The 22,255-nt window shown below is 70.8% G+C and carries 16 protein-coding genes; 11 read left to right on the top strand and 5 right to left on the bottom strand.

What is annotated here, in order from left to right; translation table 11 throughout:
* Both OHS58_RS26290 and OHS58_RS26295 read left to right on the top strand, forming a co-directional pair.
* Entirely contained in the window at positions 1–198 is a 198-nt protein-coding gene (locus OHS58_RS26290) for a ferredoxin (RefSeq protein ID WP_326943616.1), read from the top strand.
* Positions 199–240: 42 nt separating this feature from the next.
* Positions 241–804, top strand: a complete 564-nt coding sequence (locus tag OHS58_RS26295) for a TetR/AcrR family transcriptional regulator (RefSeq protein WP_328644333.1) — start codon at positions 241–243, stop codon at positions 802–804.
* 42 nt (positions 805–846) lie between these two features.
* On the opposite strand, the gene OHS58_RS26300 is transcribed toward OHS58_RS26295, so the two are convergent.
* On the bottom strand, positions 847–3,594 hold the full coding sequence (locus tag OHS58_RS26300; protein ID WP_328644334.1) for an FAD-binding and (Fe-S)-binding domain-containing protein: 2,748 nt from the start codon (positions 3,592–3,594) through the stop codon (positions 847–849).
* Between the two features lie 37 nt (positions 3,595–3,631).
* On the opposite strand from OHS58_RS26300, the gene OHS58_RS26305 reads away from it, so the two are divergent.
* Entirely contained in the window at positions 3,632–4,453 is an 822-nt protein-coding gene (locus OHS58_RS26305; protein ID WP_328644335.1) for a PHP domain-containing protein, read from the top strand.
* 54 nt (positions 4,454–4,507) lie between these two features.
* Here the strand turns inward: OHS58_RS26305 and OHS58_RS26310 are convergent, their stop codons facing one another.
* Positions 4,508–5,527: a Glu/Leu/Phe/Val dehydrogenase dimerization domain-containing protein gene (locus OHS58_RS26310; protein ID WP_328644336.1), complete on the bottom strand. Its 1,020-nt coding sequence runs from the start codon at positions 5,525–5,527 to the stop codon at positions 4,508–4,510.
* An 80-nt stretch (positions 5,528–5,607) separates the two neighbouring features.
* On the opposite strand from OHS58_RS26310, the gene OHS58_RS26315 reads away from it, so the two are divergent.
* From OHS58_RS26315 to OHS58_RS26325, 3 genes are all read left to right on the top strand, one after another.
* Positions 5,608–6,063 (top strand): Lrp/AsnC family transcriptional regulator, encoded by a 456-nt coding sequence (locus OHS58_RS26315; RefSeq protein WP_326951622.1) that lies wholly within the window; start codon positions 5,608–5,610, stop codon positions 6,061–6,063.
* Between the two features lie 126 nt (positions 6,064–6,189).
* Positions 6,190–6,447 (top strand): hypothetical protein, encoded by a 258-nt coding sequence (locus OHS58_RS26320; protein ID WP_247055854.1) that lies wholly within the window; start codon positions 6,190–6,192, stop codon positions 6,445–6,447.
* 41 nt (positions 6,448–6,488) lie between these two features.
* Entirely contained in the window at positions 6,489–7,055 is a 567-nt protein-coding gene (locus tag OHS58_RS26325; protein ID WP_328644337.1) for a GNAT family N-acetyltransferase, read from the top strand.
* A gap of 56 nt (positions 7,056–7,111) precedes the next feature.
* On the opposite strand, the gene OHS58_RS26330 is transcribed toward OHS58_RS26325, so the two are convergent.
* Positions 7,112–9,832 carry a GH92 family glycosyl hydrolase gene (locus tag OHS58_RS26330; protein WP_328644338.1) on the bottom strand — a complete coding sequence of 907 codons (2,721 nt, stop codon included), beginning with the start codon at positions 9,830–9,832 and terminating at the stop codon, positions 7,112–7,114.
* A 283-nt stretch (positions 9,833–10,115) separates the two neighbouring features.
* The gene (locus OHS58_RS26335) at positions 10,116–10,748 is read right to left on the bottom strand and encodes a YigZ family protein (protein WP_328644339.1); all 633 of its coding nucleotides are present in this window, start codon (positions 10,746–10,748) and stop codon (positions 10,116–10,118) included.
* A gap of 547 nt (positions 10,749–11,295) precedes the next feature.
* On the opposite strand from OHS58_RS26335, the gene gltB reads away from it, so the two are divergent.
* Positions 11,296–15,867 carry a glutamate synthase large subunit gene (gene gltB / locus OHS58_RS26340; RefSeq protein WP_328644340.1) on the top strand — a complete coding sequence of 1,524 codons (4,572 nt, stop codon included), beginning with the start codon at positions 11,296–11,298 and terminating at the stop codon, positions 15,865–15,867.
* 65 nt (positions 15,868–15,932) lie between these two features.
* Positions 15,933–17,384, top strand: a complete 1,452-nt coding sequence (locus tag OHS58_RS26345) for a glutamate synthase subunit beta (protein WP_326958964.1) — start codon at positions 15,933–15,935, stop codon at positions 17,382–17,384.
* A gap of 199 nt (positions 17,385–17,583) precedes the next feature.
* Here the strand turns inward: OHS58_RS26345 and OHS58_RS26350 are convergent, their stop codons facing one another.
* Positions 17,584–18,570 carry an ArsR/SmtB family transcription factor gene (locus OHS58_RS26350; protein WP_326943628.1) on the bottom strand — a complete coding sequence of 329 codons (987 nt, stop codon included), beginning with the start codon at positions 18,568–18,570 and terminating at the stop codon, positions 17,584–17,586.
* 274 nt (positions 18,571–18,844) lie between these two features.
* Between OHS58_RS26350 and OHS58_RS26355 the strand changes: the two genes are divergently transcribed.
* The 3 genes from OHS58_RS26355 (at position 18,845) to OHS58_RS26365 (ending at position 21,939) form a co-directional block, all read left to right on the top strand.
* A complete protein-coding gene (locus tag OHS58_RS26355; RefSeq protein WP_328644341.1) occupies positions 18,845–19,480 on the top strand; it encodes an RICIN domain-containing protein in 636 nt (211 codons plus the stop codon).
* 227 nt (positions 19,481–19,707) lie between these two features.
* A complete protein-coding gene (locus OHS58_RS26360; protein ID WP_328644342.1) occupies positions 19,708–21,105 on the top strand; it encodes a Dyp-type peroxidase in 1,398 nt (465 codons plus the stop codon).
* Between the two features lie 48 nt (positions 21,106–21,153).
* A complete protein-coding gene (locus OHS58_RS26365; RefSeq protein WP_326943631.1) occupies positions 21,154–21,939 on the top strand; it encodes a DeoR/GlpR family DNA-binding transcription regulator in 786 nt (261 codons plus the stop codon).
* Positions 21,940–22,255: the final 316 nt, after the last annotated feature.

The following is a 22,255-nucleotide window of genomic DNA, read 5'->3' on the forward strand; positions in this document are numbered from 1 at the left end:
GTGAAGATCAGCGTCGACACCGGGAAGTGCGTCTCGTCGGGCCAGTGCGTGCTGCTGGCGCCGGAGACGTTCGACCAGAACGAAGACGACGGCACGGTGGTCCTCCTCGCGGAGGAGCCGCCGGCCGGTGAGCGGGACGCGGCGCGCCAGGCGGAGCTGACCTGCCCGGCCGCGGCGATCCGGCTCGCCGAGGCCTGACCGCACCGCACCGGCGTCCGGTTTGCCGGTTAACCTTCAGCGGTGACCGAACTGCCGGGCCGGAAGCGGGACGCCGCCGCGACGCGCCTGGCGCTGCTCGACGCCGCCGCGGACCTGTTCGCCGACCGCGGTTTCGACCGGACCACCGTGCGGGACATCGCGAAGGAAGCGGGCGCCAACCAGTCGCTGCTCTTCCGCTACTTCGGCAGCAAAGAGGCGCTGTTCGAGGCGGTCATCGCGCGGAACACGCGTGAGCAGATCGCCTCGAACTCGCCGGAACGGCTGTTCAGCGCGACGTTGCGCGCCATGCTGGAACCGGGCGGCGAGCGCAACCGCACGCTGGAGACGTACCTGCGGTCACCGGGCAGCGACAGCGCCGCCGCGGCGATGCGACAGGAACTGGGCCGCGAGTACGCCGGCACGCTGGCGGGCCTGACCGACGCACCGGACGCCGAGCTGCGCGCCGACCTCGCGCTGGCCTGGCTGCTGGGCATCGGCCTGGTCCGCGAGGTCACCGCGAAGGAGCCCCTGGCGAGCGCGGATCCGGAAGACATCTGCCGCCTGGTGCTCGCCGCCACCCGGACGTTGCTGGAGCGCACCGAATAACGCTCGAGCAAGGCGGCACTTTCACGTGAAAGTGCCGCCTCGTCAGGGCAACGCGCGTCGCAGCAGTTCCGCCAGGTGTACTGCCTGGCGGCCTGATTCCTGGGCGATCTGGGTCCGGCAGCTGAAGCCGTCGGAGACGACGACCGTGTCTTCCGAGGCCGCGCGGATCGCCGGGAGCATGCGGTCCTCCGCCACCGCCTTCGAGACGTCGTAGTGGCCGCGCTCGAAGCCGAAGTTGCCCGCCAGGCCGCAACATCCCGCGTCCAGCGTCGTGTTGCGGACGCCCGCCGCCGCCATCGCCGACTCGTCGGCCGTGAAGCCGAGGACCGCGTGCTGGTGGCAGTGGACCTGGGTGATCGCGTCGACGTCCAGCGCCGCGAACGGGATCGGCGCGCGCTCCAGCAGCTCCGCGAAGGTGGCCGTGCGTGACGCCAGCAGTTCCGCGCGAGCGTCACCGGGCAGCAGCGCGGGCAGGTCGCCGCGGAACAGCGCCGTGCAGCTCGGCTCCAGCCCGGCGACCTCGTAGCCCGCGTCGAGGTAGGGCGCCAGCACGTCCAGGGTCCGGCGCAGCACCCGGCGGGCGACGTCGAGCTGGCCGGTCGAGACCCACGTCAGTCCACAACAGACACCGCGGTCGGGCAGCACGACGTCGTAGCCGGCCGCGGTCAGCACCTCGTGGGCCGCGTCGAGGACCGACGGTGTCAGGTAGTTGTTGAACGAATCCGGCCACAGCACGACTTTCCGGTCGCCGGAAGCGCGCCGCCGCAGGTCGGCCCGCGCCGTCGTGAACGGCTTCCGCGCGAACTCCGGCAGCGCGCGTTCCGGCGCGATCCCGCCCAGCCGTTTCAGCAGGCCGGACAGCCGCGGCGAGCGGCCGACGGCGTTGGCCAGCCGCGGCGCCCGCGCGCTGGCCCGCAGCCACAGCGGCAGCCAGCCCATCGAGTAGTGCGCCGCCGGGCGCAGCCGCCGCCGGTAGTGCTGGTGCAGGAACTCCGCCTTGTACGTCGCCATGTCGACGTCCACCGGGCAGTCCGACAGGCACCCCTTGCAGGACAAGCACAAGTCGAGCGCGTCGTGGACCTCGGCGGAGCGCCAGCCGTCCGTGATGACCTCGCCGTTGAGCATCTCCGCGAGCAGGTGCGCCCGCCCGCGCGTCGAATGCTGCTCCTCGCGGGTGGCGCGGTAACTCGGGCACATGACGCCGCCGCCGCTGGTGTTGCGGCACTTCCCGACGCCGACGCAGCGGCGCATCGCCTGCCCGAAACTCCCCCGGTCCTCGGGATAGCCGAGCACCGTGACGTCCTCGATGGACAGCGGCGCCGGGCGCACGCGCAGGTTCGCGTCGACCTTGCGCGGCTCGACGATGATGCCGGGGTTCATCCGCCCGGCCGGGTCGAAGATCGCCTTGAACCGCGCGAAAACGGCCATCATCTCCGGGCTGTACATCCGGGACAGCAGCTCCGACCGGGCCTGGCCGTCGCCGTGTTCGCCGGACAGGGAGCCGCCGTGCGCCGCGACGAGGTCCGCGGCCTCCTCCAGGAACCGCCGGAACCCGGCGATCCCTTGCTGCGACAGGAGATCGAAGTCCAGCCGCAGGTGCAGGCAGCCCTCGCCGTAGTGTCCGTAGACGACGCTCTTGCGCCCGTGCGCACGCATGAGGTCCTTGAACTCGCGCAGGTACGCGCCGAGCCGCTCGGGCGGGACGGCCGCGTCCTCCCAGCCCGGCCACGCCTCCGAGCCGTCCGCGAGCCGGGTCGCCAGGCCGGCGCCTTCCTCGCGGATCCGCCACAGCTCGCGCTGCGCGACCGGGTCGTCCAGCACGACGGACCCGGTCAGCTCCAGCGACGCGGCCAGCGCGCGGGCGCGTCCGGCGGCCTCGGCCGGGTCCGCGCCGGCCAGCTCGACGAACAGCCACGCGCCGCCCGGCGGCAGGTCGTTGCCGCGGCCGGGGAGCATCGCGACCAGCTCGGCGTCGACGCCTTCGACGGTCAGCGGCGACCACGGCAGGATCGACGGCACCGCGTCGGCGGCGGCGATGTCGGACGGGAAGCCCAGCACGGCCAGCACCCGGTGCCGCGGCAGCTCGGCCAGCGCGACCGTCGCCTCCAGCACCGTGACGCACGTGCCTTCCGAGCCGACCAGCGCCTTGGCGACGTCGAAGCCGTTCTCCGGCAGCAGGTGCTCCAGGCCGTAGCCGGAGACGCGCCGCGGCCACGTCGAAAGTTCCTTGCGCAGCAACGCCAGGTTGTCCCGCACCAGCGCGCGCAGCTCGTCGAAGACCCGGCCTTCGGTCGGCTCGCCCGGGCCGAGCCGCAGCCGCGTGCCGTCGTAGAGCAGGACGTCCAGCGAGCGCACGACGTCGACCGTGCGGCCCCACGCCACCGAGTGCGAGCCGCACGCGTTGTTGCCGATCATCCCGCCGATCGTGCAGCGGCTGTGCGTCGAGGGGTCGGGGCCGAACCGCAGCCCGTGCGGCGCCGCGACGGCTTGCAGGTCGTCCAGCACGGTCCCGGGCAGCACCCGCGCGAGCCGCGTCTCCGGGTCGAGTGAGAGCACCCCGCCGACGTGGCGCGAGGTGTCGATCACCAGCCCGGGCCCGCACGCGTTCCCGGCGACGCTGGTGCCGCCGCCGCGGGCGATCACCGGCAGGTCCCGGGCGCGGGCGGCGGCGACCGCGGCGACGACGTCGTCGACGGTCTCCGGCAGCACGACGCCCCGGGGCACGTGGCGGTAGTTGGAGGCGTCGGTCGTGTACAGCGCGAGCGTGGCGGTGTCGGTGAGGATCTCCACGCCCCCATTCAAGTCGATCGGTGGCACGATCCGCTGTGTGACGATCGACTTGCACGCCCACAGCACGGCCTCGGACGGCACGACCCCGCCCGCGGACCTGCCGCGGCTGGCGGCCCGGGCGGGCCTGACCGTGGTCGCGCTCACCGACCACGACACGTTCGCCGGCCTGGCTCTTGCGGCGCCCGCCGCCGCGGAAGCCGGGGTCGAGCTGGTGCCCGGCGTCGAGATCTCCTGCCGGCTCGACGACGCCGAGGTGCACCTGCTCGGCTACTTCGCCGACCCGGCGGACGCGTCGCTGGCGGCCGAGCTGGAGCTGATCCGTACCGACCGCGCCCGCCGCGCGGTCCGGATGGTGGACCGCTGCCGCGAGCTGGGCGCACCGATCACGCTGGCCCAGGTGGAGGCGATCGCCGCCGGCGCCCCGCTGGGCCGCCCCCACATCGCGGCGGCCCTGGTGGCGACGGGCGTGGTGACGGACGCGTTCACGCCGGACTGGCTCGCCGACGGCGGCCGCGCGGACGTCCCGAAGCACGTCCTGCCCACGACGGCCGCGATCGCCCTGGTCCGCGCGGCCGGCGGCACGGCGGTGCTGGCCCACCCACGCTCGTCGAAGCGCCGGGCGGAGGTGTCGGACGCCCAGCTGGCGACGTTGGCCGCGGCAGGACTGGCCGGGCTGGAAGCGGACCACCCGGAGCAGCCGCCGGAGGTCGGACGGCGGCTGCGGGAGGTGGCGGCGGAGCTGGGGCTGCTGACGACGGGCTCGAGCGACTTCCACGGCGACCGGAAGCCGGTCCGGCTGGGCGACTTCACGACGGCGCCCGAGGTGCTGGCCGCCCTGCGCCCGGCCGCCGTGCCGTGAGGGGCACCCTCAGGGCGCTCAAGTCCCTGAGGGTGCCCCTCGCGACCTCCGGCTTCAGCGAGCGCTGGGCGCCGTAAGACGGCGCTCGGCCAGCGCGGCCGCCTCGCGCAACGGCGTCGTCGAGTGCGCCCGCGCGGCCGTGAGGATGCCCTCCACCGTCCCTTCGATCGACTCGACGCGGGCCAGCGCGGCGTCGTGGTCCAGGCCCTCCGCCTCCCGCGAAAGCGTGTACAAGATCCCGCCCGCGCTCGCGACGTAGTCCGGCACCCACAGCACGCCCCGGGCGGCCAGCGCGTCCGCGACGGCGTCGTCGGTCAGCTGGTTGTTCGCCGGGCCCACCACCAGCGGCGTGTCGAGCCGGGCCACGCTCTCCGGGCTCAGCACGCCACCCACCGCCGCCGGGATGACGACGTCCGCCGTCAGGGTGAGCGCTTTCTCCGGCGGGACCCACTCGAAGTCGCGAGCCTCGGCACGCTTCGCCGGGTCGACGTCCGAGACCACCACCGACGCGCCCGTGGCCTGCAGGCTCGCGGCCAGATGGGCCCCCACCGCGCCGTAGCCGCTGATCACCACCCGGCGCCCGGCCATCGACCGCGTGCCCGACGCCGCCCGCAGCGCGGCGAGGACGCCGAGCGCCGTCGGGCCGCTGGACGAGCCCGTGCCGCCCGCGGACTCGGGTGTGCAGAATGCGTGCGGCGAGACCTCGCGCAGCACCAGCATGTCGGCCGGGCCGGTGCCGACGTCCGGGCCCGCGAGGTACGCGCCGTCGAACGAGGCGATCAGCTCGGCGTGGTCCAGAAGGACGTCCCGCCGTTCCGCCGGAGAGAGCACCCGGCCGGGCTCCAGCGCGATGACGCTCTTCGCGCCGCCGAAGTCGAGGCCGGCGACCGCGCACTTCGCGGTCATCGCCGCCGAGAGGCGCAGGACGTCGTCGACGGCGTCGGTCAGGCTCGGGTAGGCCTTGAGGCGGCAGCCGCCGACGGCCGGGCCGAGGACGCTCGAATGGATCGCGACCATCGTGGTGACGCCGGATCGGCGGCCACGGCGGGCGATGAGCTGCTCATGTGCGGTCATGGGCACTGAAGTTAGAGTGATCGTCGGCGATGTCGACATGTCGCCGAACTAAATTCGGCAATCACGAGGAGCACCCGGTGCTGGACGAACTTGATTCGGCGATCGTGCGCCTGCTGCAGGAGGACGCCCGGCAGACCAACCGCGAGATCGCCCGGAAGGTCGGCATCGCGCCGTCGACGTGCCTCGAACGGATCCGGCTGCTGCGGGAGCGCGGCGTCATCCGCGGTTACCACGCCGACATCGACCTCGCGAGCCTCAACCGCGGCGTCCGGGCCATGGTCGCGGCGCAGGTGCGGCCGCTGAGCCGGGCCGTCATCGACACCTTCCAGCGCTCGATCGCCGAACTGCCGGAGGTGCTTTCGGTGTACGTGACCGCGGGTAGCGACGATTTCCTGATCGAAGTCACCGCCCCCGACATCGACGGGCTGCACGCCTTCCTCACCGACCGCCTCGCGATCCGCCGGGAGATCGTCGGCTTCCGCACTTCGATCATTTTCCGGCACCTGCGCAAGACGACGTTGGAACCACTGGCCTAAGGGGTACCCGGACGAAGACTGCGCATCACCCCTGAATACACCCCCTGAATACCCGGATTCGCACGCTGAGAGGGGAAACTGCCGGTGGTGAAGCGTCTAATGATTACGACGGAAGGAGGCACCGCCATGATCACCACGTTGAACCATCGTGAGCGGGCCACACTGAGAGCCGTGGCCGAGGGTCACGCCGAAATCAGCTGCAGCTGCGAACCCGACCTCTTCATCGACGGCCTGAGCTGCTGCGATCAGTCCACCGTGCACCGGCTGGCCCGCCTGGGCCTGATCGCGCCGGCCCGCCCGGGCAAGTGCGGCCAGCGCGTCCCGGCACTACTCACCGAAGCCGGTTCGCAAGCACTGGGTGAGGTCTTCGCGACCGCCGCGTAATTGCGTTGCCGCGCAGTGGGGGCCCTGCCAGCATCGCCCGAATGCACGTATTCCTCGAGACCGAGCGGCTGATCCTGCGCCGGTTCACCGAGAGCGACGCCGACGCGCTGTTCGACCTCTACGACGACGCCGCGGTGATGAAGTACATCGACGGGGGCCGGCCGGCGGATCGCACGGAGATCGTCACCCTCGACCTCCCCGCGTTCCTCGGCTACTACGAGCGGTTCCCCGGTTACGGGTTCTGGGCCGCGATCGAGAAGAGCACGGGCGATTTCCTGGGCTGGTTCCACTTCCGGCCGCGTCCGTCGGACCCGCCGGACGAGCCCGAACTGGGGTACCGGCTGCACCGAGCGGCCTGGGGCAAGGGCTACGGCACCGAAGGCTCGGTGGCGCTGCTCGCGAAAGGCTTCGACGACCTGGGGGTCAAGCGCGTCACGGCGTTCACCATGACGGTGAACCAGCGCTCGCGGCGCGTCATGGAAAAGCTGGGGATGACGCTCATCCGCACGTACTTCGACAAGTTCCCGGAGCACGACCTCGCCCCGGGTGCGGAACACGGCGAAGTCGAATACGCGATCACGCGCGAGCAGTGGGGGTCGCGGTCGTGAGTGTTTAGGGCGGTTAGAACCGCCCTAAACACTCACGACGAGCTGCGGCAGAAGGCTCAGCCGTGGACCTCGAACTCGTAGATCCGCGCCGCGCCGTTGCCGTCGTTGGCCGCGGTGGTGATGTTCAGCTTCACGTAGCGGGCCGACCTCGCGGTGATCGGGTGGTACGTGCGGCTGGCCCGGGAGCCGGTCACGGACGCGACCGTCGTCCAGTTCGTGCCGTCGGTCGACGTCTGGATCGTGAACGCCCCGGTGTTCCAGGCCGTGGTCTCACCGCCGAGGCCGGCGTGCTCGACCACGAACGACGACACGTTCTGCGCCGACCCCAGGTCCACCTGGAGGAACTTCGTGGCGGCCGTGGTGCAGAACTTGCTGTTGTTCATCAGGCTGCCGTCGACGGCGTTGGCCGCGCCTTCGGACGAGGCGCACGACGCCGAGCCCGTGGCGGCCTTGCCCTGCGCCAGGTTCGTGCCGAGGTTCGGCGCGGCGGCCGGCGGCGTGAAGCCGTCGTTGTACGACGGCGGGACGTCCGCCGCGTTCGTGCCCCACGCGCTCGGCGACGAGCCCATCGTGTAGTTCAGCGTCGACGCGCCCGCGATGTCGCCGTAGCGGATCCACGATTTCGTCGTCGCGGTCCCGTTGACGCTCAGGCTCTGCACGTACTGCGAGCCCTGGCCGGCGCCACTGCCGTTGATCTGGATCGTCCCGCTCGGGCGGATGATCGAAACCGCCGGGAACAGCGGGCCGTGCAGGGCCAGGACGTCCGCGCCCGGCGTCGCCGGGTACATCCCCAGCGCGGCGAAGACGTACCACGCCGAGGTCGCGCCGAGGTCGTCGTTGCCGGGCTCGCCGCCCGCGCCGGTGGTGAACGACTCGTTCATCACGCGCCGCACCGCCGAGCTGGTGCCCTGCGGGTGGGCGGCGTAGTTGTACGCCCACGGCACGCCGTGCTCGGGCTCGTTGCCGATGTAGAAGTACGGCTGGGTGAGGCCGCCGTTGAGCTGCGTGAAGTGGTGGTCCAGCCGCTGGACGGCGGTCTTCGCGCCGCCCATCAGGTTGATCAGGCCCTGGTAGTTGTAGGGCACCATCCAGGTGTACTGCGACGGGTTGCCTTCGGTGTAGCCGCTGTTGCTCGACGGCACGACCGGCCAGGCGAACGTGCCGGTGCTGCCCCGCGGCTGGATGTAGCCGGAGTCGGTGCCGTACACGTTCTGCCACCACTGGGCGCGCTGCATGTAGGTGTTGTACTTCGTCGTGTCACCGACGGCTTTCGCGAACTGCGCCACCGCGAAGTCCGACGCCGAGTACTCGAGCGAGTCCGACGGGTCCTCGGTGACGTAGTGCCGGCTGACGTACCCGGACTGGCGCCCGCGGATCGCCTGCCCCTGCGCGGCGCCGCCGTTGGAGCTCTTGTCCATCAGCGTCAGCGCGGCCGCCGTGTCGAAACCGCGGACACCGAAGGCGTACATGCTGCCGACGACGATCGGTCCGGGGTCCCCGGTCATCACGAAGTGCTCGTTGTTGTTGTGCGACCACTTGGGCAGCAACCCGCCCTGCTGGCCGTCCAGCACCATCGACTTCGCGATGTCGCTGGCTTCGTTGGGCGCGACCAAACCGATCAACGCCGCCCACGACCGGTAGATGTCCCAGCCGGAGTAGTTCTGGTACACGGTGTGCGTCGCGGTGTGGATCGCCTGGTCGAACCCGCGGTACTGGCCGTTGGTGTCGCTGGCGATGTTCGGGTTCTGGAACACGTGGTACAGCGCCGTGTAGAACTTCTGCAGGTCCGCGGCGGCGCCTCCGGTCACCTGGACGCGGTTGAGGATGGTGTTCCAGCTCGTGTCGGCCGCGGCGCGGACCCCGGCGAAGTCGAACCCGGGGTTCTCGGCCGCGAGGTTCGCCTGCGCGTTGGCCAGGCTGACGAACGAGATGCCGACCTTCGCCTGCACGGTCGTGTTGCTCGAGGTGTCGAAGGTGACGTAGCCGCCGGAGTTCGTGCCGCTGGTGCTCGCGGACCCGGCGCTCACCGTGCCGCCGAGCCAGGTGCCGAAGCCGCTGGGCGCGCGGTCGAACTGGACCACGTAGAAGATCTGGTAGGTCTTCGACGACCCGCAGAAGCCGCCGCCGGTCACCGTGCCGGTGAGCTGGCTGCCGCTGATGGCGATCGACCCGTTGCGGTTGCCGGTCGCGCTGCGGCCGGTGTTGACGAGCAGCCGCGCCGTCGTCGTGTTCGGGTAGGTCAGCTTCATGGAGCCGGACCGCTGGGTGGCGGACAGCTCGACGGTGGTGTTGTAGTTGTCGAGCTTGTTCTTGTAGTAGCCGGGCGCGGCCGACTCGTTCGCCTTCGTGTAGCGCCCGGCGTACCCGGTCCAGCCGGTGCCCGGCGACGTCCCGATCGCGCCGGTGATCGGCAGCAGGCCGAGGTCCTCGTTGTTGGGGCAGCCGGCGCCGTTGAAGTGGGTGAGGCTGAACTCTTCGATGCTCGTGTCGCTGTAGCGGTAGCCCGACGGCGACCCGGTCGGGGTGTCCGGGCTGAACTGCGTCATCCCGAACGGCACGACGGCGCCCGGGTACGTGCTGCCGCCGGCGCCGCCGGGCACCGGGTTGGGCGAGTTGCTGTTGTCCGTGCCGATGAAGGGATTCACGTACTGCGTAAGGGCGAGCGTCGCGGCGCCGGCGGCCGGAGCGGGCAGCGCGGCGAGCCCCGCACCCACGAGGACCGCGGCGAGCGCCGCTCCCCGGAGCCGTCTCCTGAACCTTGACAGTGGTCCGGACATGGAACCTTCCTCTCCTCGGCACGCAGTGGCTGACAACGTTGTCAATCGGCCCGAAAGCTGCACTTTCCCAGGGAAAGTGCAGCTTTTTGAGGCTCGTGAGGCTGATGTGGTGATCGAGGGTGGTGCGCGGCCCGGTTCGGGGCGGGCCGGGTGATCCGGTGGTCGGGGGAAGGACATGGTGCCACGGGCGAATACCTCCGCGGTAGCACCGAAAGTCCGAATCCCCCTTGTGCGCCAACCGAATGCGCGCGTGGTCAGCCCACTACCCGGTGGTGGTCCGCACTCACGCGCCCCCGGTGACCCACTGCTCGCCGAGTTCGACGGCCTTCGCTTCGCCGCCGGTGAGGTCGGCCAGCCAGCTCGCGAACACTTCGGACTCGCCGGGCGCCAGGCCGATCTCGAAGCGGGCCAGCTCGTCGAAGCGCGTCGCGCGCAGGACGTAGCGCGACGCGCGCAGGTCGTTCTCCAGCCGGCCCGCGCGGTCGTAGCTCACGGCGACCTCAACCACTTGGAGTCGACGGTGTTCTAGTACGCCTACTACGTCGATCGCTTGTGCCACAGCCTGTCCGTACGCGCGGATGAGCCCGCCCGCGCCGAGCAGCACCCCGCCGAAGTAGCGCGTCACGACCGCGACCGTGTCCGTCAACTCCCGGCGGCGCAGCACTTCCAGCATCGGCGTGCCCGCCGTGCCCGCAGGTTCCCCGTCGTCACTGGAACGCCGGGTCCGTCCATCCGGGCCGAGAACGAAGGCGAGACAGTGGTGCCGGGCGCCCGGTCCGGCGCGCCGCCGGCCCGCGATGAACGCGCGCGCGGCCTCCTCCGACGTCACCGGAGCGAGCGCGCAGAGGAAGCGGGAGCGCTTGATCTCGACCTCGTGGCTGCCCTCCCGAGCCACGGAGAGATAACGATCAGTCATCGGCCGGGTTCACCATGTACCCAGCTTCTCACCCCGGAGCCGGGCACCGGCACCCGCCTCGGACCACTTGAGACGGACGTTTCCGCAGGTCAAGGCGATATTTCAGGCAGCGAAGGGAGAGGCGACCTGGCATATGGGACGACCCCCGTGCCCGTCAACGCAAGCGTGGCATTTCCCACCCGGGGGCGACGACGTATGTCGATAACAGCGAATTCACACTATCGTCATAAGACCCGGCGAACCCGGGAGTAACACCGCGCGCTCCGGCTGACCCCCACCACAGTGGTCTGCCTCTGCGCGCACGCAGTACCGAACACGTTCGGCTGCCCAGTGTTGTGCGGCCTCCCAGATGACCCGCGTCCGGTTTCCGGGCTCCTTCGGTGACGCCGACCAGCCCGGCCGATACCTCGCGGCATCTTGCACCTCGACAACAGCAACTGTTCTCGACTGACCATCGCGGTACCGGACCACTTCGTTAACCGGTTCAGTTCGAACCACTCGATGAGGTGAGTACCGGTCACGCCAACGCCTTGGGAGGCGGCCAGCCGTGACCCACCGTGCCAGTGCCCTCCCCCCGTCGGGGGAGCAGCTCAGCAACGCCGAGGCCAAGGGCCTCTACCGGAGCGAATACGAACACGACGCCTGCGGTGTCGCGTTCGTCGCCGACCTCACCGGACGCCGGGATCATGCCATCGTCGCGAAGGCCCTGGTCGCGTTGCGCAACCTGGAACACCGCGGGGCGCGGGGCGCCGAACCGGATACCGGGGACGGCGCCGGGCTCCTGATCCAGATCCCGGACGAGTTCTTCCGCGAAGTCGTCGATTTCACCCTGCCCGAACCGGGCACCTACGCCGTGGGCACCGCTTTCCTGCCCCAGGACGAAAAACGCCGCGGCCGGGCCATGACGACCATCGAGCGCATCGCGGCCGAAGAGGACATGCGTGTGCTCGGCTGGCGCGAGCTGCCGGTCAACCCCGAGCACTGCGGGCCGACCGCGGCCGAGACGATGCCGCACTTCACGCAGCTGTTCCTGGCCGCGCGCCGCCCGAAGCCGGAGCACGCCGACCCGCTGTCGATCGAGCGCAGCGCGTTCTGCGTCCGCAAGCGCGTGGAGCACGAGCTGGCCGCGGAAGACGTCTACTTCCCCAGCCTGTCCTCGCGCACGATCGTCTACAAAGGAATGCTCACCGAGCCCCAGGTCGAGCGGTTCTTCGCCGACCTGACCGACGAGCGCGTCACCAGCGCCATCGGCCTGGTGCACTCCCGCTTCTCCACCAACACGTTCCCGTCGTGGCCGCTGGCGCACCCCTACCGGTACGTCGCGCACAACGGCGAGATCAACACCCTGCGCGGCAACCGCAACTGGATGGACGCCCGCGAGGCGCTGCTCGAGACCGACCTGATCCCGGGCGACCTCAAGCGCATCTACCCGGTGATCACCCGCGGCGCCAGCGACTCGGCGAGCTTCGACGAAGTCCTGGAGCTGCTCCACCTCGGCGGCCGGTCGCTCCCGCACGCGGTGCTGATGATGATCCCCGAGGCCTGGGAGAACCACCAGGAGATGGACCCGGCGCGCCGCGCCTTCTACGAGTTCCACTCGACGCTGATGGAGCCGTGGGACGGCCCGGCGCTGGTCGCCTTCACCGACGGCAGCCAGATCGGCGCGGTGCTCGACCGCAACGGCCTGCGCCCCGGCCGCTACTGGGTGACCGACGACGGCCTCGTCGTGCTCGCCTCCGAGGTCGGCGTGCTCGACATCGACCCGGCGACGATCGTCCGCAAGGGACGGCTCGAGCCCGGCCGGATGTTCCTGGTGGACACCGAGGCCGGCCGGATCGTCGAGGACGAGGAGATCAAGGGCGAGCTGGCCACCGCGCACCCGTACGACGAGTGGGTCGAGGCCGGGCTGCTGCAGCTCGACGAGCTGCCCGAGCGCGACCGCGAGGTCCCGCTGCACGCCACGCTCGTGCGCCGGCAGCAGGCGTTCGGCTACACCGAGGAAGACCTCGAAACCATCCTCGAACCGATGGCCCGCACCGCCGCCGAGCCGATCGGGTCGATGGGCAACGACTCGCCGCTGGCGTCGCTCTCCAGCCGGTCGCGGCTCATCTTCGACTACTTCATCCAGCTGTTCGCCCAGGTCACGAACCCGCCGCTGGACGCGATCCGCGAAGAGCTGGTGACGGCGCTGGGCGCGCAGATCGGCGCCGAGCCGAACCTGCTCGTCGGCAACTCGGCGTCGTGCCGCCGGATCGCGCTGCCGTTCCCGGTGCTCGACAACGACCAGCTCGCCAAGCTGGTGCACGTCAACGACGACGGTGACCTGCCCGAGTTCCAGGCCGTCACCGTGCTCGGCCGGTACAACGTGCACGGCGGCGGCGAGGCCCTGGTCAAGCGGCTCGACGAGATCCGCACCGAGGTGTCGGAGGCGATCGAGGACGGCGCGCGGGTGATCGTGCTGTCCGACCGCGGGACCGACGAGGACCACGCGCCGATCCCGTCGCTGCTGCTGACCGGCGCGGTGCACCACCACCTCGTCCGTGAGAAGACGCGCACGCAGGTCGGCCTCGTCGTCGAGGCCGGCGACGCGCGCGAGGTGCACCACATCGCGCTGCTCGTCGGCTACGGCGTCGCCGCGGTCAACCCGTACCTCGCGATGGCGACCGTCGAGGAGATGGCCCACCAGGGCCTGATCCCGGGCGTGACGCCGAAGGAGGCGACCCGGAACCTGATCAAGGCGCTGGGCAAGGGCGTCCGCAAGACGATGTCCAAGATGGGCGTCTCGACCGTCGCGTCCTACACCGGCGCGCAGATCTTCGAGGCGATCGGGCTCGGCGAAGAGGTCATCGAGAACTGCTTCACCGGCACGACCTCACGCCTCGGCGGCGTCGGCTTCGACACCCTGGCCGAAGAGGTCGCGAAGCGGCACCAGTACGCGTTCCCGGCCGACGGCGTCCGCGCCGCCCACCGCCAGCTGGAGACGGGCGCGGACTACCAGTGGCGCCGCGAGGGCGAGCCGCACCTGTTCAACCCGCAGACCGTGTTCAAGCTCCAGCACTCCACCCGGTCCGGCAAGTACGACGTCTTCAAGGAGTACACGAAGGCCGTCGACGACCAGGCCGAGAAGCTGCTGACGCTGCGCGGGCTGTTCGGCTTCAAGTACGGCGAGCGGCCGCCGGTGCCGATCGACGAGGTCGAACCGGTCTCCTCGATCGTCAAGCGGTTCGCCACCGGCGCGATCTCCTACGGCTCGATCTCGATGGAGATGCACCAGACCCTCGCCATCGCGATGAACCGCCTCGGCGGGAAGTCCAACACCGGCGAAGGCGGCGAAGACGCGGAGCGGCTTTACGACCTGGAGCGGCGAAGCGCCGTGAAGCAGGTCGCGTCGGGCCGCTTCGGCGTCACGAGCGAGTACCTGGTCAACGCCGACGACATCCAGATCAAGATGGCGCAGGGCGCGAAGCCCGGTGAAGGCGGGCAGCTGCCCGGCGCGAAGGTGTACCCGTGGATCGCGAAGACGCGGTACTCGACACCGGGTGTCGGCCTGATTTCGCCGCCGCCGCACCACGACATCTACTCGATCGAGGACCTTGCCCAGCTGATCCACGACCTGAAGAACGCCAACCCGGCCGCGCGCATCCACGTGAAGCTCGTGTCCGAGGTCGGCGTCGGCACGGTCGCGGCGGGCGTCTCGAAGGCGCACGCGGACGTCGTGCTCATCTCGGGTCACGACGGCGGGACCGGCGCGTCACCGCTGTCGTCGATCAAGCACGCCGGCGGCCCGTGGGAGCTGGGCCTGGCCGAGACGCAGCAGACGCTGCTGGCCAACCGGCTGCGCGACCGGATCGTCGTGCAGACCGACGGCCAGCTCAAGACCGGCCGCGACGTCGTCATCGCGGCGCTGCTCGGCGCCGAGGAGTTCGGGTTCGCGACCGCACCGCTGGTGGTGTCGGGCTGCATCATGATGCGCGTCTGCCACCTCGACACCTGCCCGGTGGGCGTCGCGACGCAGAACCCGAAGCTGCGCGAGAAGTTCAGCGGCAAGGCCGAGTACGTCGTCAACTTCTTCGAGTTCATCGCCCAGGAGGTGCGGGAGTACCTGGCGGAGCTGGGCTTCCGGACGATCGCCGAGGCCGTCGGGCACGCGGAGTTCCTCGACAAGCGCAAGGCCGTCGACCACTGGAAGGCGGCCGGGCTGGACCTGTCGCCGATCTTCCACGTGCCGGACATGGCCCCGGCCGGCCTGCGCCTGCAGCAGACGCAGCAGGACCACGGGCTGGAGAAGGCGCTCGACAACACGCTGATCCAGCTCGCCGAAGGCGCCCTCAACTCGGGTGACAAGGTGCGGCTGGAACTGCCGGTGCGCAACGTGAACCGGACCGTCGGCACCATGCTCGGCTCGGAGCTGACCAAGCGGTGGGGCGGCGAAGGGCTGCCGGACGACACCATCGACGTCACCTTCACCGGGACCGCGGGCCAGTCGTTCGGCGCGTTCGTGCCGAAGGGCATCACGCTGCGGCTCTACGGCGACGGCAACGACTACGTCGGCAAGGGCCTCTCCGGCGGCCGGCTGATCGTGCGCCCGTCGAAGGAAGCGCGGTACGCCGCGGAAGAGCACATCATCGCCGGCAACGTGATCGGCTACGGCGCGACGAGCGGTGAGATCTTCATCCGCGGCAAGGTCGGCGAGCGGTTCTGCGTGCGCAACTCGGGCGCGCTGGCCGTCGTCGAAGGCGTCGGCGACCACGGCGCGGAGTACATGACCGGCGGCCGGGTGGTCGTGCTCGGGTCGATCGGCCGCAACTTCGCGGCCGGCATGTCCGGCGGCGTCGCGTACGTGCTGGACCTGCCCGCGCACCGCGTCAACCCGGAGATGGTCGACCTCGACCCGCTCGACTCCGAGGACGCGGACTTCCTGCGCGAGGCCCTCGAAAAGCACTACGACGAAACGGAGTCCGCGGTCGCGCGTGCCCTGCTCGCCGACTGGGACGCCGGCGTCGACCGGTTCGGCAAGGTCATGCCGAAGGACTACAAGCGCGTGCTCGCCGCCCAGGTGCAGGCCGAGCGGGACGGGCGCGACGTGAACGAGGCGATCATGGAGGCAGCTCATGGCTGAAAATCGCGCAGCCAGCCATGAGTGCCGACCGGGTGCGGGTGTCCCGCAAGAAACGGAGGCCGCACATGGCTGACCCCAAGGGCTTTCTGACCACCACGCGCGAAGAGCCGACGCGCCGTCCGGTCGACCTGCGGCTGATGGACTGGCGCGAGGTCTACGAGGACTTCGCGTCCACGAAGCTGGAGAAGCAGGCCGGCCGCTGCATGGACTGCGGCATCCCGTTCTGCCACCAGGGCTGCCCGCTCGGGAACCTCATCCCGGAGTGGAACACGCTGGTGTGGCGGGAGGACTGGCAGCAGGCGGCCGACCGGCTGCACGCGACCAACAACTTCCCGGAGTTCACCGGCACCCTGTGCCCGGCACCGTGCGAAACCGCGTGCGTGCTGGGGATCAACGACGACCCGGTGACCATCAAGCGCGTCGAGATCTCGATCATCGACCGCGCCTTCGCCGAGGGCTGGGTGACGCCGGAGGTGCCGGCCGCGCGCACCGGCAAGAAGGTCGCGGTCGTCGGGTCCGGCCCGTCGGGTCTTGCCGCGGCGCAGCAGCTCACGCGCGCGGGCCACAGCGTCGTGGTCCTCGAGCGGGCCGACAAGATCGGCGGGCTGCTGCGCTACGGCATTCCCGAGTTCAAGATGGAGAAGCACCGCCTGGACCGCCGGCTCGCGCAGATGGAAGCCGAGGGCACGGAGTTCCGGACGTCGGTGAACGTCGGCGTGGACTTGTCGGTCGCCGAGCTGCAGTCGTCGTACGACGCGGTGGTGCTGGCCGGCGGCGCCACGGACTGGCGCGACCTGCCGATCCCCGGCCGCGAGCTCGACGGCATCCACCAGGCGATGGAGTTCCTCCCGCCGGCAAACCGGGTCGCGTCGGGTGACCTCGAGTCGTCGCCCTTCGACGCCTCGGGCCTCGACGTCGTCGTCATCGGCGGCGGCGACACGGGCGCGGACTGCGTCGGGACGTCCCACCGCCAGGGCGCGCGGTCGGTGACGCAGCTGGAGATCATGCCGCGGCCGCCGGAGGCCCGCTCGGACGCGCACCCGTGGCCGACCTACCCGATGATCTACCGGGTGTCCTCGGCGCACGAAGAGGGCGGCGAGCGGCTGTACTCGGTGAACACGCAGGAGTTCGCGGCCGACGCCGACGGCCGGGTGCGCGCGCTGAAGCTGGTCGAGGTGCGCAACGAGGGCGGCAAGTTCGTCCCGGTCCCCGGTTCCGAACGCGAGCTGCCGGCGCAGCTGGTGCTGCTGGCGATGGGCTTTCTCGGACCGCAGAAGAAGGGCCTGATCGAGGACCTGGGCGTCGAGCTGGACGCACGCGGCAACGTCGCACGCGACAAGACGTTCAAGACGAGCCTGGACAACGTGTTCGTCGCGGGCGACATGGGCCGAGGCCAGTCGCTGATCGTCTGGGCGATAGCGGAAGGCCGTTCCGCGGCCGCGGGCGTCGACGCGTTCCTGACGGGCCGCGGCATCCTGCCGGCCCCGATCGCCCCGACGGACCGCCCGCTGACGTAAGACCCGGCGCCGGCGGCGGTGCCAGAGTCGTCACCCCGCCGGCGCTGTCCCACCCTCTGCTGTTCGCCGTGGTGCCGGTGGTGAAGGGTGTGTTCACAGCTCGTCGAACTCGCTGCGCAGCGCCTGCCGGTCGACAGGACCGTCGGCACAGCCCGAAAGTCCGGCCAGAGCGGCCACCGCCGAAACTCCTGCTTCCGTATCAGCTGTCGAGCAGCGCGCTGCCCAGCGGGGTCAGCGAGTGCAGCACCGTGTTGCGCTCCCGGTGCGTGATGATCAGCCCCGCGCGGCGCAGGACCGTCGCGTGTTTGCTGACCGCCGACGGCGTGACGCCCAGCCGCGCCGCCAGTTCGGAGGTGCTGCAGCCGACCGCCAGCACCGTCAGCGCCGCCGCGCGGGTCGGGCCGAGCAGGTCCGCCAGCGCGTTGCCGCGCACGGGCCGGGCCGCGCGGTCGGGCGCCGACCCGTAGGAAGCCTGGCGGACGCACGGGTAGAGCAGCCGCGGGATCCCGCCCGGGGCGGGCGTGACGAGCGCCGGGCACACCGAAAAGTACGTCGGCACCAGCAGCAGCCCGGTGCCCTCCGACACGGGCCCGCCGGCGGTGCGGTCGTCGGTCTCCAGCACCGGGGGCGCCCAGCGGACCATCGGGCGCAGGCCGGTCAGCAGCGCGTCGACGCCGCCGTGGAGCAGCACCTGCGTGCGCATCCCGAGGTCCGCGTCCACTTGGGCGCCGACGAAGTCCCAGCTCGGCGCGAGGGCCAGTTCGTGGTAGTCCTGCATGGCCTGGACCAATCGCGGCAGGCCCGCAGTGTCGCCGTCGGCGAGCGCCGTCGCCCAGCCCGGGAGCTCGTGGTCGGCCGGCGCGGTGCGCAACCCGATCTTCAGCGCCGTCGGGTCCGTCTTCAGCACCGCCGTGAGCCCCGACTCCAGGTCGTAGCGGCCCGCGGCCGGCAGCAGGAACTCCGGGAGCGGCGCGTCCGGGCGGCAGAGCCACATCAGCACGGCCGCCGAGTCCGGCAGGCCCTGCCACACCCGGTGCCGCCAGCGGTTGAACGCCGACGACGCCGCGTTGCGCCCGCCGTCACGCCGTTGCAGGACCTGCAGGCTCGCGGCGAGCTCGGCCATCGGGTCGGCCGCGGCGGCGAGCCCGACGCGGATCAGGTCGTGCAACGTCAGCTCGATGCGCACCGATGGCCCCCCGGGTGTCTGTCCCCCTCTATCGGCCGCCGTACCGTTCCGTTACACCGCTGACCAGCGTCTTTGCCGCTCCGGGAAATCTACTCGACGAGGCAGGAACTCCCCTGAATGATGGCTTTCAGAGGCCCGCTTTCGGGGGTTTGAGGGTCTCGACGAGGGGGATTCGCCGGTTTTGCTGTGCGCCGGGTCCATTGTGGCCCGGGGCTGGGTGGCGCCTGCCTTCTCCCCGTCATCAGGTGCCATCCAGATGCCGAAAAGGGGAACGATGACGAAGATCAAGCGACTGATGGTGACGGTCGCCGCGGCGGCGGGCCTGCTGGGCCTGGTCGCCGTACCGCAGGCCGGCGCGGCGCCGGCCGATGGCAAGGGGGATGTGAAGGTCTCTTCGCTGGCCGGGGTCACGCTCCGGCACTCGAAGGTGGCCGACGCGGCGAAGCAGCAGCGGTCCACCAACCGCGCGGCGGCCGACGTCGACCCGGGGCCGTGGCTGATCGTCTCCGCTCAGTCCGGCCGTTGCTGGGACGCGGATCTGAACACGATCGGCGCGAACGGCACGAAGGTGCAGCTCTGGGACTGCAACGACACGGCGCCGAACCAGGCGTTCTGGCTGACCCAGAACCCGGAGGGCTTCTACCGCTTCCAGAACTACCAGAGCAACCGGTACCTCGACGCCGACCTGAACTCGATCGGCAAGAACGGCACCAAGGTCCAGCTCTGGGACTTCATCGCCGGTGGCAAGAACCAGTGGTGGGCGGGCACCGTCAACCCGGAGGGCTACCTGCGGCTGCAGAGCGGCGCGAGCACGCGCTACCTGACCGCCGAGGGGTCGGCCGGGACCAACGGCACGCGCCTGCAGCTGTGGGACTTCATCTCGGGCGGCACGTCCCAGTGGTGGTCCTGACCAGTTGATCGAATAGCCGCTTGAACGGAACGCGGGTCCCGGCCGGGGCCCGCGTTTCCGTTTCCGCACCGATTACGCGTTCAACTTAATCTTTCGTGTGAAACCGCCGAGCGGGTGGCGCGAAGCCGCCCGTTCGTTGCATTCTGTGTTCAGGGGACCCGGCCGGCCGCAGGGGAGGAGCCGGCCGGGTACCGCCGCTAGGCGGTTTACTTGGGGAGGGGACCCTGATGTCTGTCGATCTGTCCACCACACTGTCCTGGACCACGGCGAGCGGTGACGCCGCCACGATGCTCGGCGAGTTGCAGCCGAACATCCTCAAAGCGCACGTGCGCGACCACCTTTCCGCGTTGTTCCTGACGTTCGGCGAACCGGTGGAGGCGCGGGCGTTCCTCGTCTCGGTCACCGGGAAGATGAAGTCCGCCAAGGAACACCTCGCCGAGGTCGGCGGGTTCAAGAGCGGCGGCGCCCCCGGGACGCCGTACGTCGGCGCCGGGCTCACCGCGGCGGGCTACCGCGCGCTCGGCGTCGAGAACGTCCCGCAGGACGAGGCATTCCTGCGGGGCATGGCGGCGCCGGACACGCGGCGGAAGCTGAGCGATCCGCCGCGCTCGACGTTCGATCCGGGCTATCACGGCGAAATCCACGCCGTCGTGCTCGTCGGCGACGCCACCGACAAGGCGATGACCGCGCGGCGCAACGAGATCCTCGACCTGCTGCCGGACTCCGTCGCCGTCGTGGCGGAGGAAACCGGGCTCGGCCGGGTCAACGCGCGCGGTGAGGGCATCGAGCACTTCGGCTACGTCGACGGCCGCAGCCAGCCGTTGTTCCTCACCGAAGACGTCGACGCGGAAAAGAACAACACCGACGGCATCAACGTCTGGAATCCGGCGGCGCCGCTTTCCCAGGTATTGGTGCCCGACACCGCGGCGCCGGATCCCGGCGTGCATTTCGGCAGTTACTTCGTTTTCCGCAAGCTGGAGCAGAACGTGCGCCGGTTCAAGCAGGCGGAAGCGGACCTGGCCGACACGCTCGGCCTCACCGGCGACGACCGCGAGCGCGCCGGCGCGATGATCATCGGCCGGTTCGAGGACGGCACGCCGCTGACCACCCAGCGGGAGGACGGCGCCGAGAGCCCGGTGTCGAACAACTTCACCTTCGACAGCGACCGCGACGCGCTCAAGTGCCCGTTCCAGGCGCACATCCGCAAGACGAACCCGCGCGGCTCGGGTGGCGCGGAAGACCCCACGGGCGAGCGGCTGCACCTGATGGCCCGCCGCGGCGTCACCTACGGCGAGCGTCCGGACGACCCGAACGCGGACCTGCCGCCCGGGGCGCGCCCGAGCGGCGGGGTCGGGCTGCTGTTCATGGCCTTCAACTCCGTGCTGGGCAACCAGTTCGAGTTCACCCAGGCGATCTGGGCGGACAACCCGGGCTTCCCGATCGTCGACGGCGTCACGCCGGGCCTGGACCCGGTGATCGGCCAGGGCGCGCGCGGGCCGTCGGACTACACGGTCGACTGGGGCGGCTCGGCGCAGCGCGCGGCGGAGCCGGTGCCGCAGGCGGTGACGCTCAAGGGCGGCGAATACTTCTTCATGCCGTCGCTCGCCTTCCTACGCTCGCTCTGATTACCCGGTACCTTTACCGCTCCTGGTGAAGCGGCGAAAGGGACGGGCTTGGACCGGCACGAACGGCTCAGCGCACTGCTGGACATGGTGGGGCAGCGGGACAAGATCGACGTCGAGGCCTCCGCGGAGGAGCTCGACGTCTCCCCCGCCACGATCCGGCGGGATCTGGACCACCTGGCCGGTCGCCAGCTGCTGACCCGCACACGGGGCGGCGCGGTGGCGAGCAACGTCGCGTACGACCTGCCGTTGCGGCACAAGGCCGCGCGCAATGCGCCGGAGAAACAGCGCATCAGCGCGGCCGCCGCACGGCTGGTCGAGCGCGGCATGGTGCTCGGCCTCAACGGCGGCACGACGAGCACGGAGGTCGCCCGCGCGCTGGCGCTGCGCCCGGAGCTGGCCGAGCGCGACGGCTCGCCGGCGCTGACAGTGGTGACGAACGCGCTCAACATCGCCCACGAGCTGGCGGTCCGTCCCAACATCAAGATCGTCGTGACGGGCGGCGTGGCCCGCCAGCACTCGTTCGAGCTGACGGGCCCGCTGGCCAGCCTGTTCCTGGACCAGATCACCCTGGACCTGGTGTTCCTGGGCGTGGACGCGTTCGACCCCGAGCGCGGCGCGTACGCCCACCACGAAGGCGAGGCGAGCATCAACCGCCTGCTGGCATCACGAGCGCGTCAGGTGGTGGTGATAGCGGACAGCGGCAAACTGGGCGGCCACGCATTCGCCCGCATCTGCGACACCACGGCGGTCCACCAGCTGATCACGGACTCGGGAGCAGACCCGGACCAGATAGCGGCCTTCGTTGCGGCGGGAGTCGAGGTCGTCACAGCTTGACCGGCCGTCGGCGGTGAGGTCGTCGGGGCGGGCGGCAGCGAGGGGTCCGGGATGGCTACACCGCCGGAGGGTGGCCCGAGGCCCCGTCCGCTCCGGTCGGCGTCACGCCCGTTCCCGGCCGGTGTGGACACCCCCAGCCCCCCAGACCAGCCCCCACCACTCCCTGGGGGGCGTCCCACGTCCAGTCTATCGCCTGTGACCTGCAAAAACGGGCTCCGGCAAATCTGTGGACAACTGCCCGGCTGTGGACAAGCGACTTGACACAGCCGGGCAGATCCGGCAGAGACGTCAGAGACACAGCCGGAGCGGATCCGAA

Source organism: Amycolatopsis sp. NBC_00348 (assembly GCF_036114655.1).
Lineage (GTDB): Bacteria > Actinomycetota > Actinomycetes > Mycobacteriales > Pseudonocardiaceae > Amycolatopsis.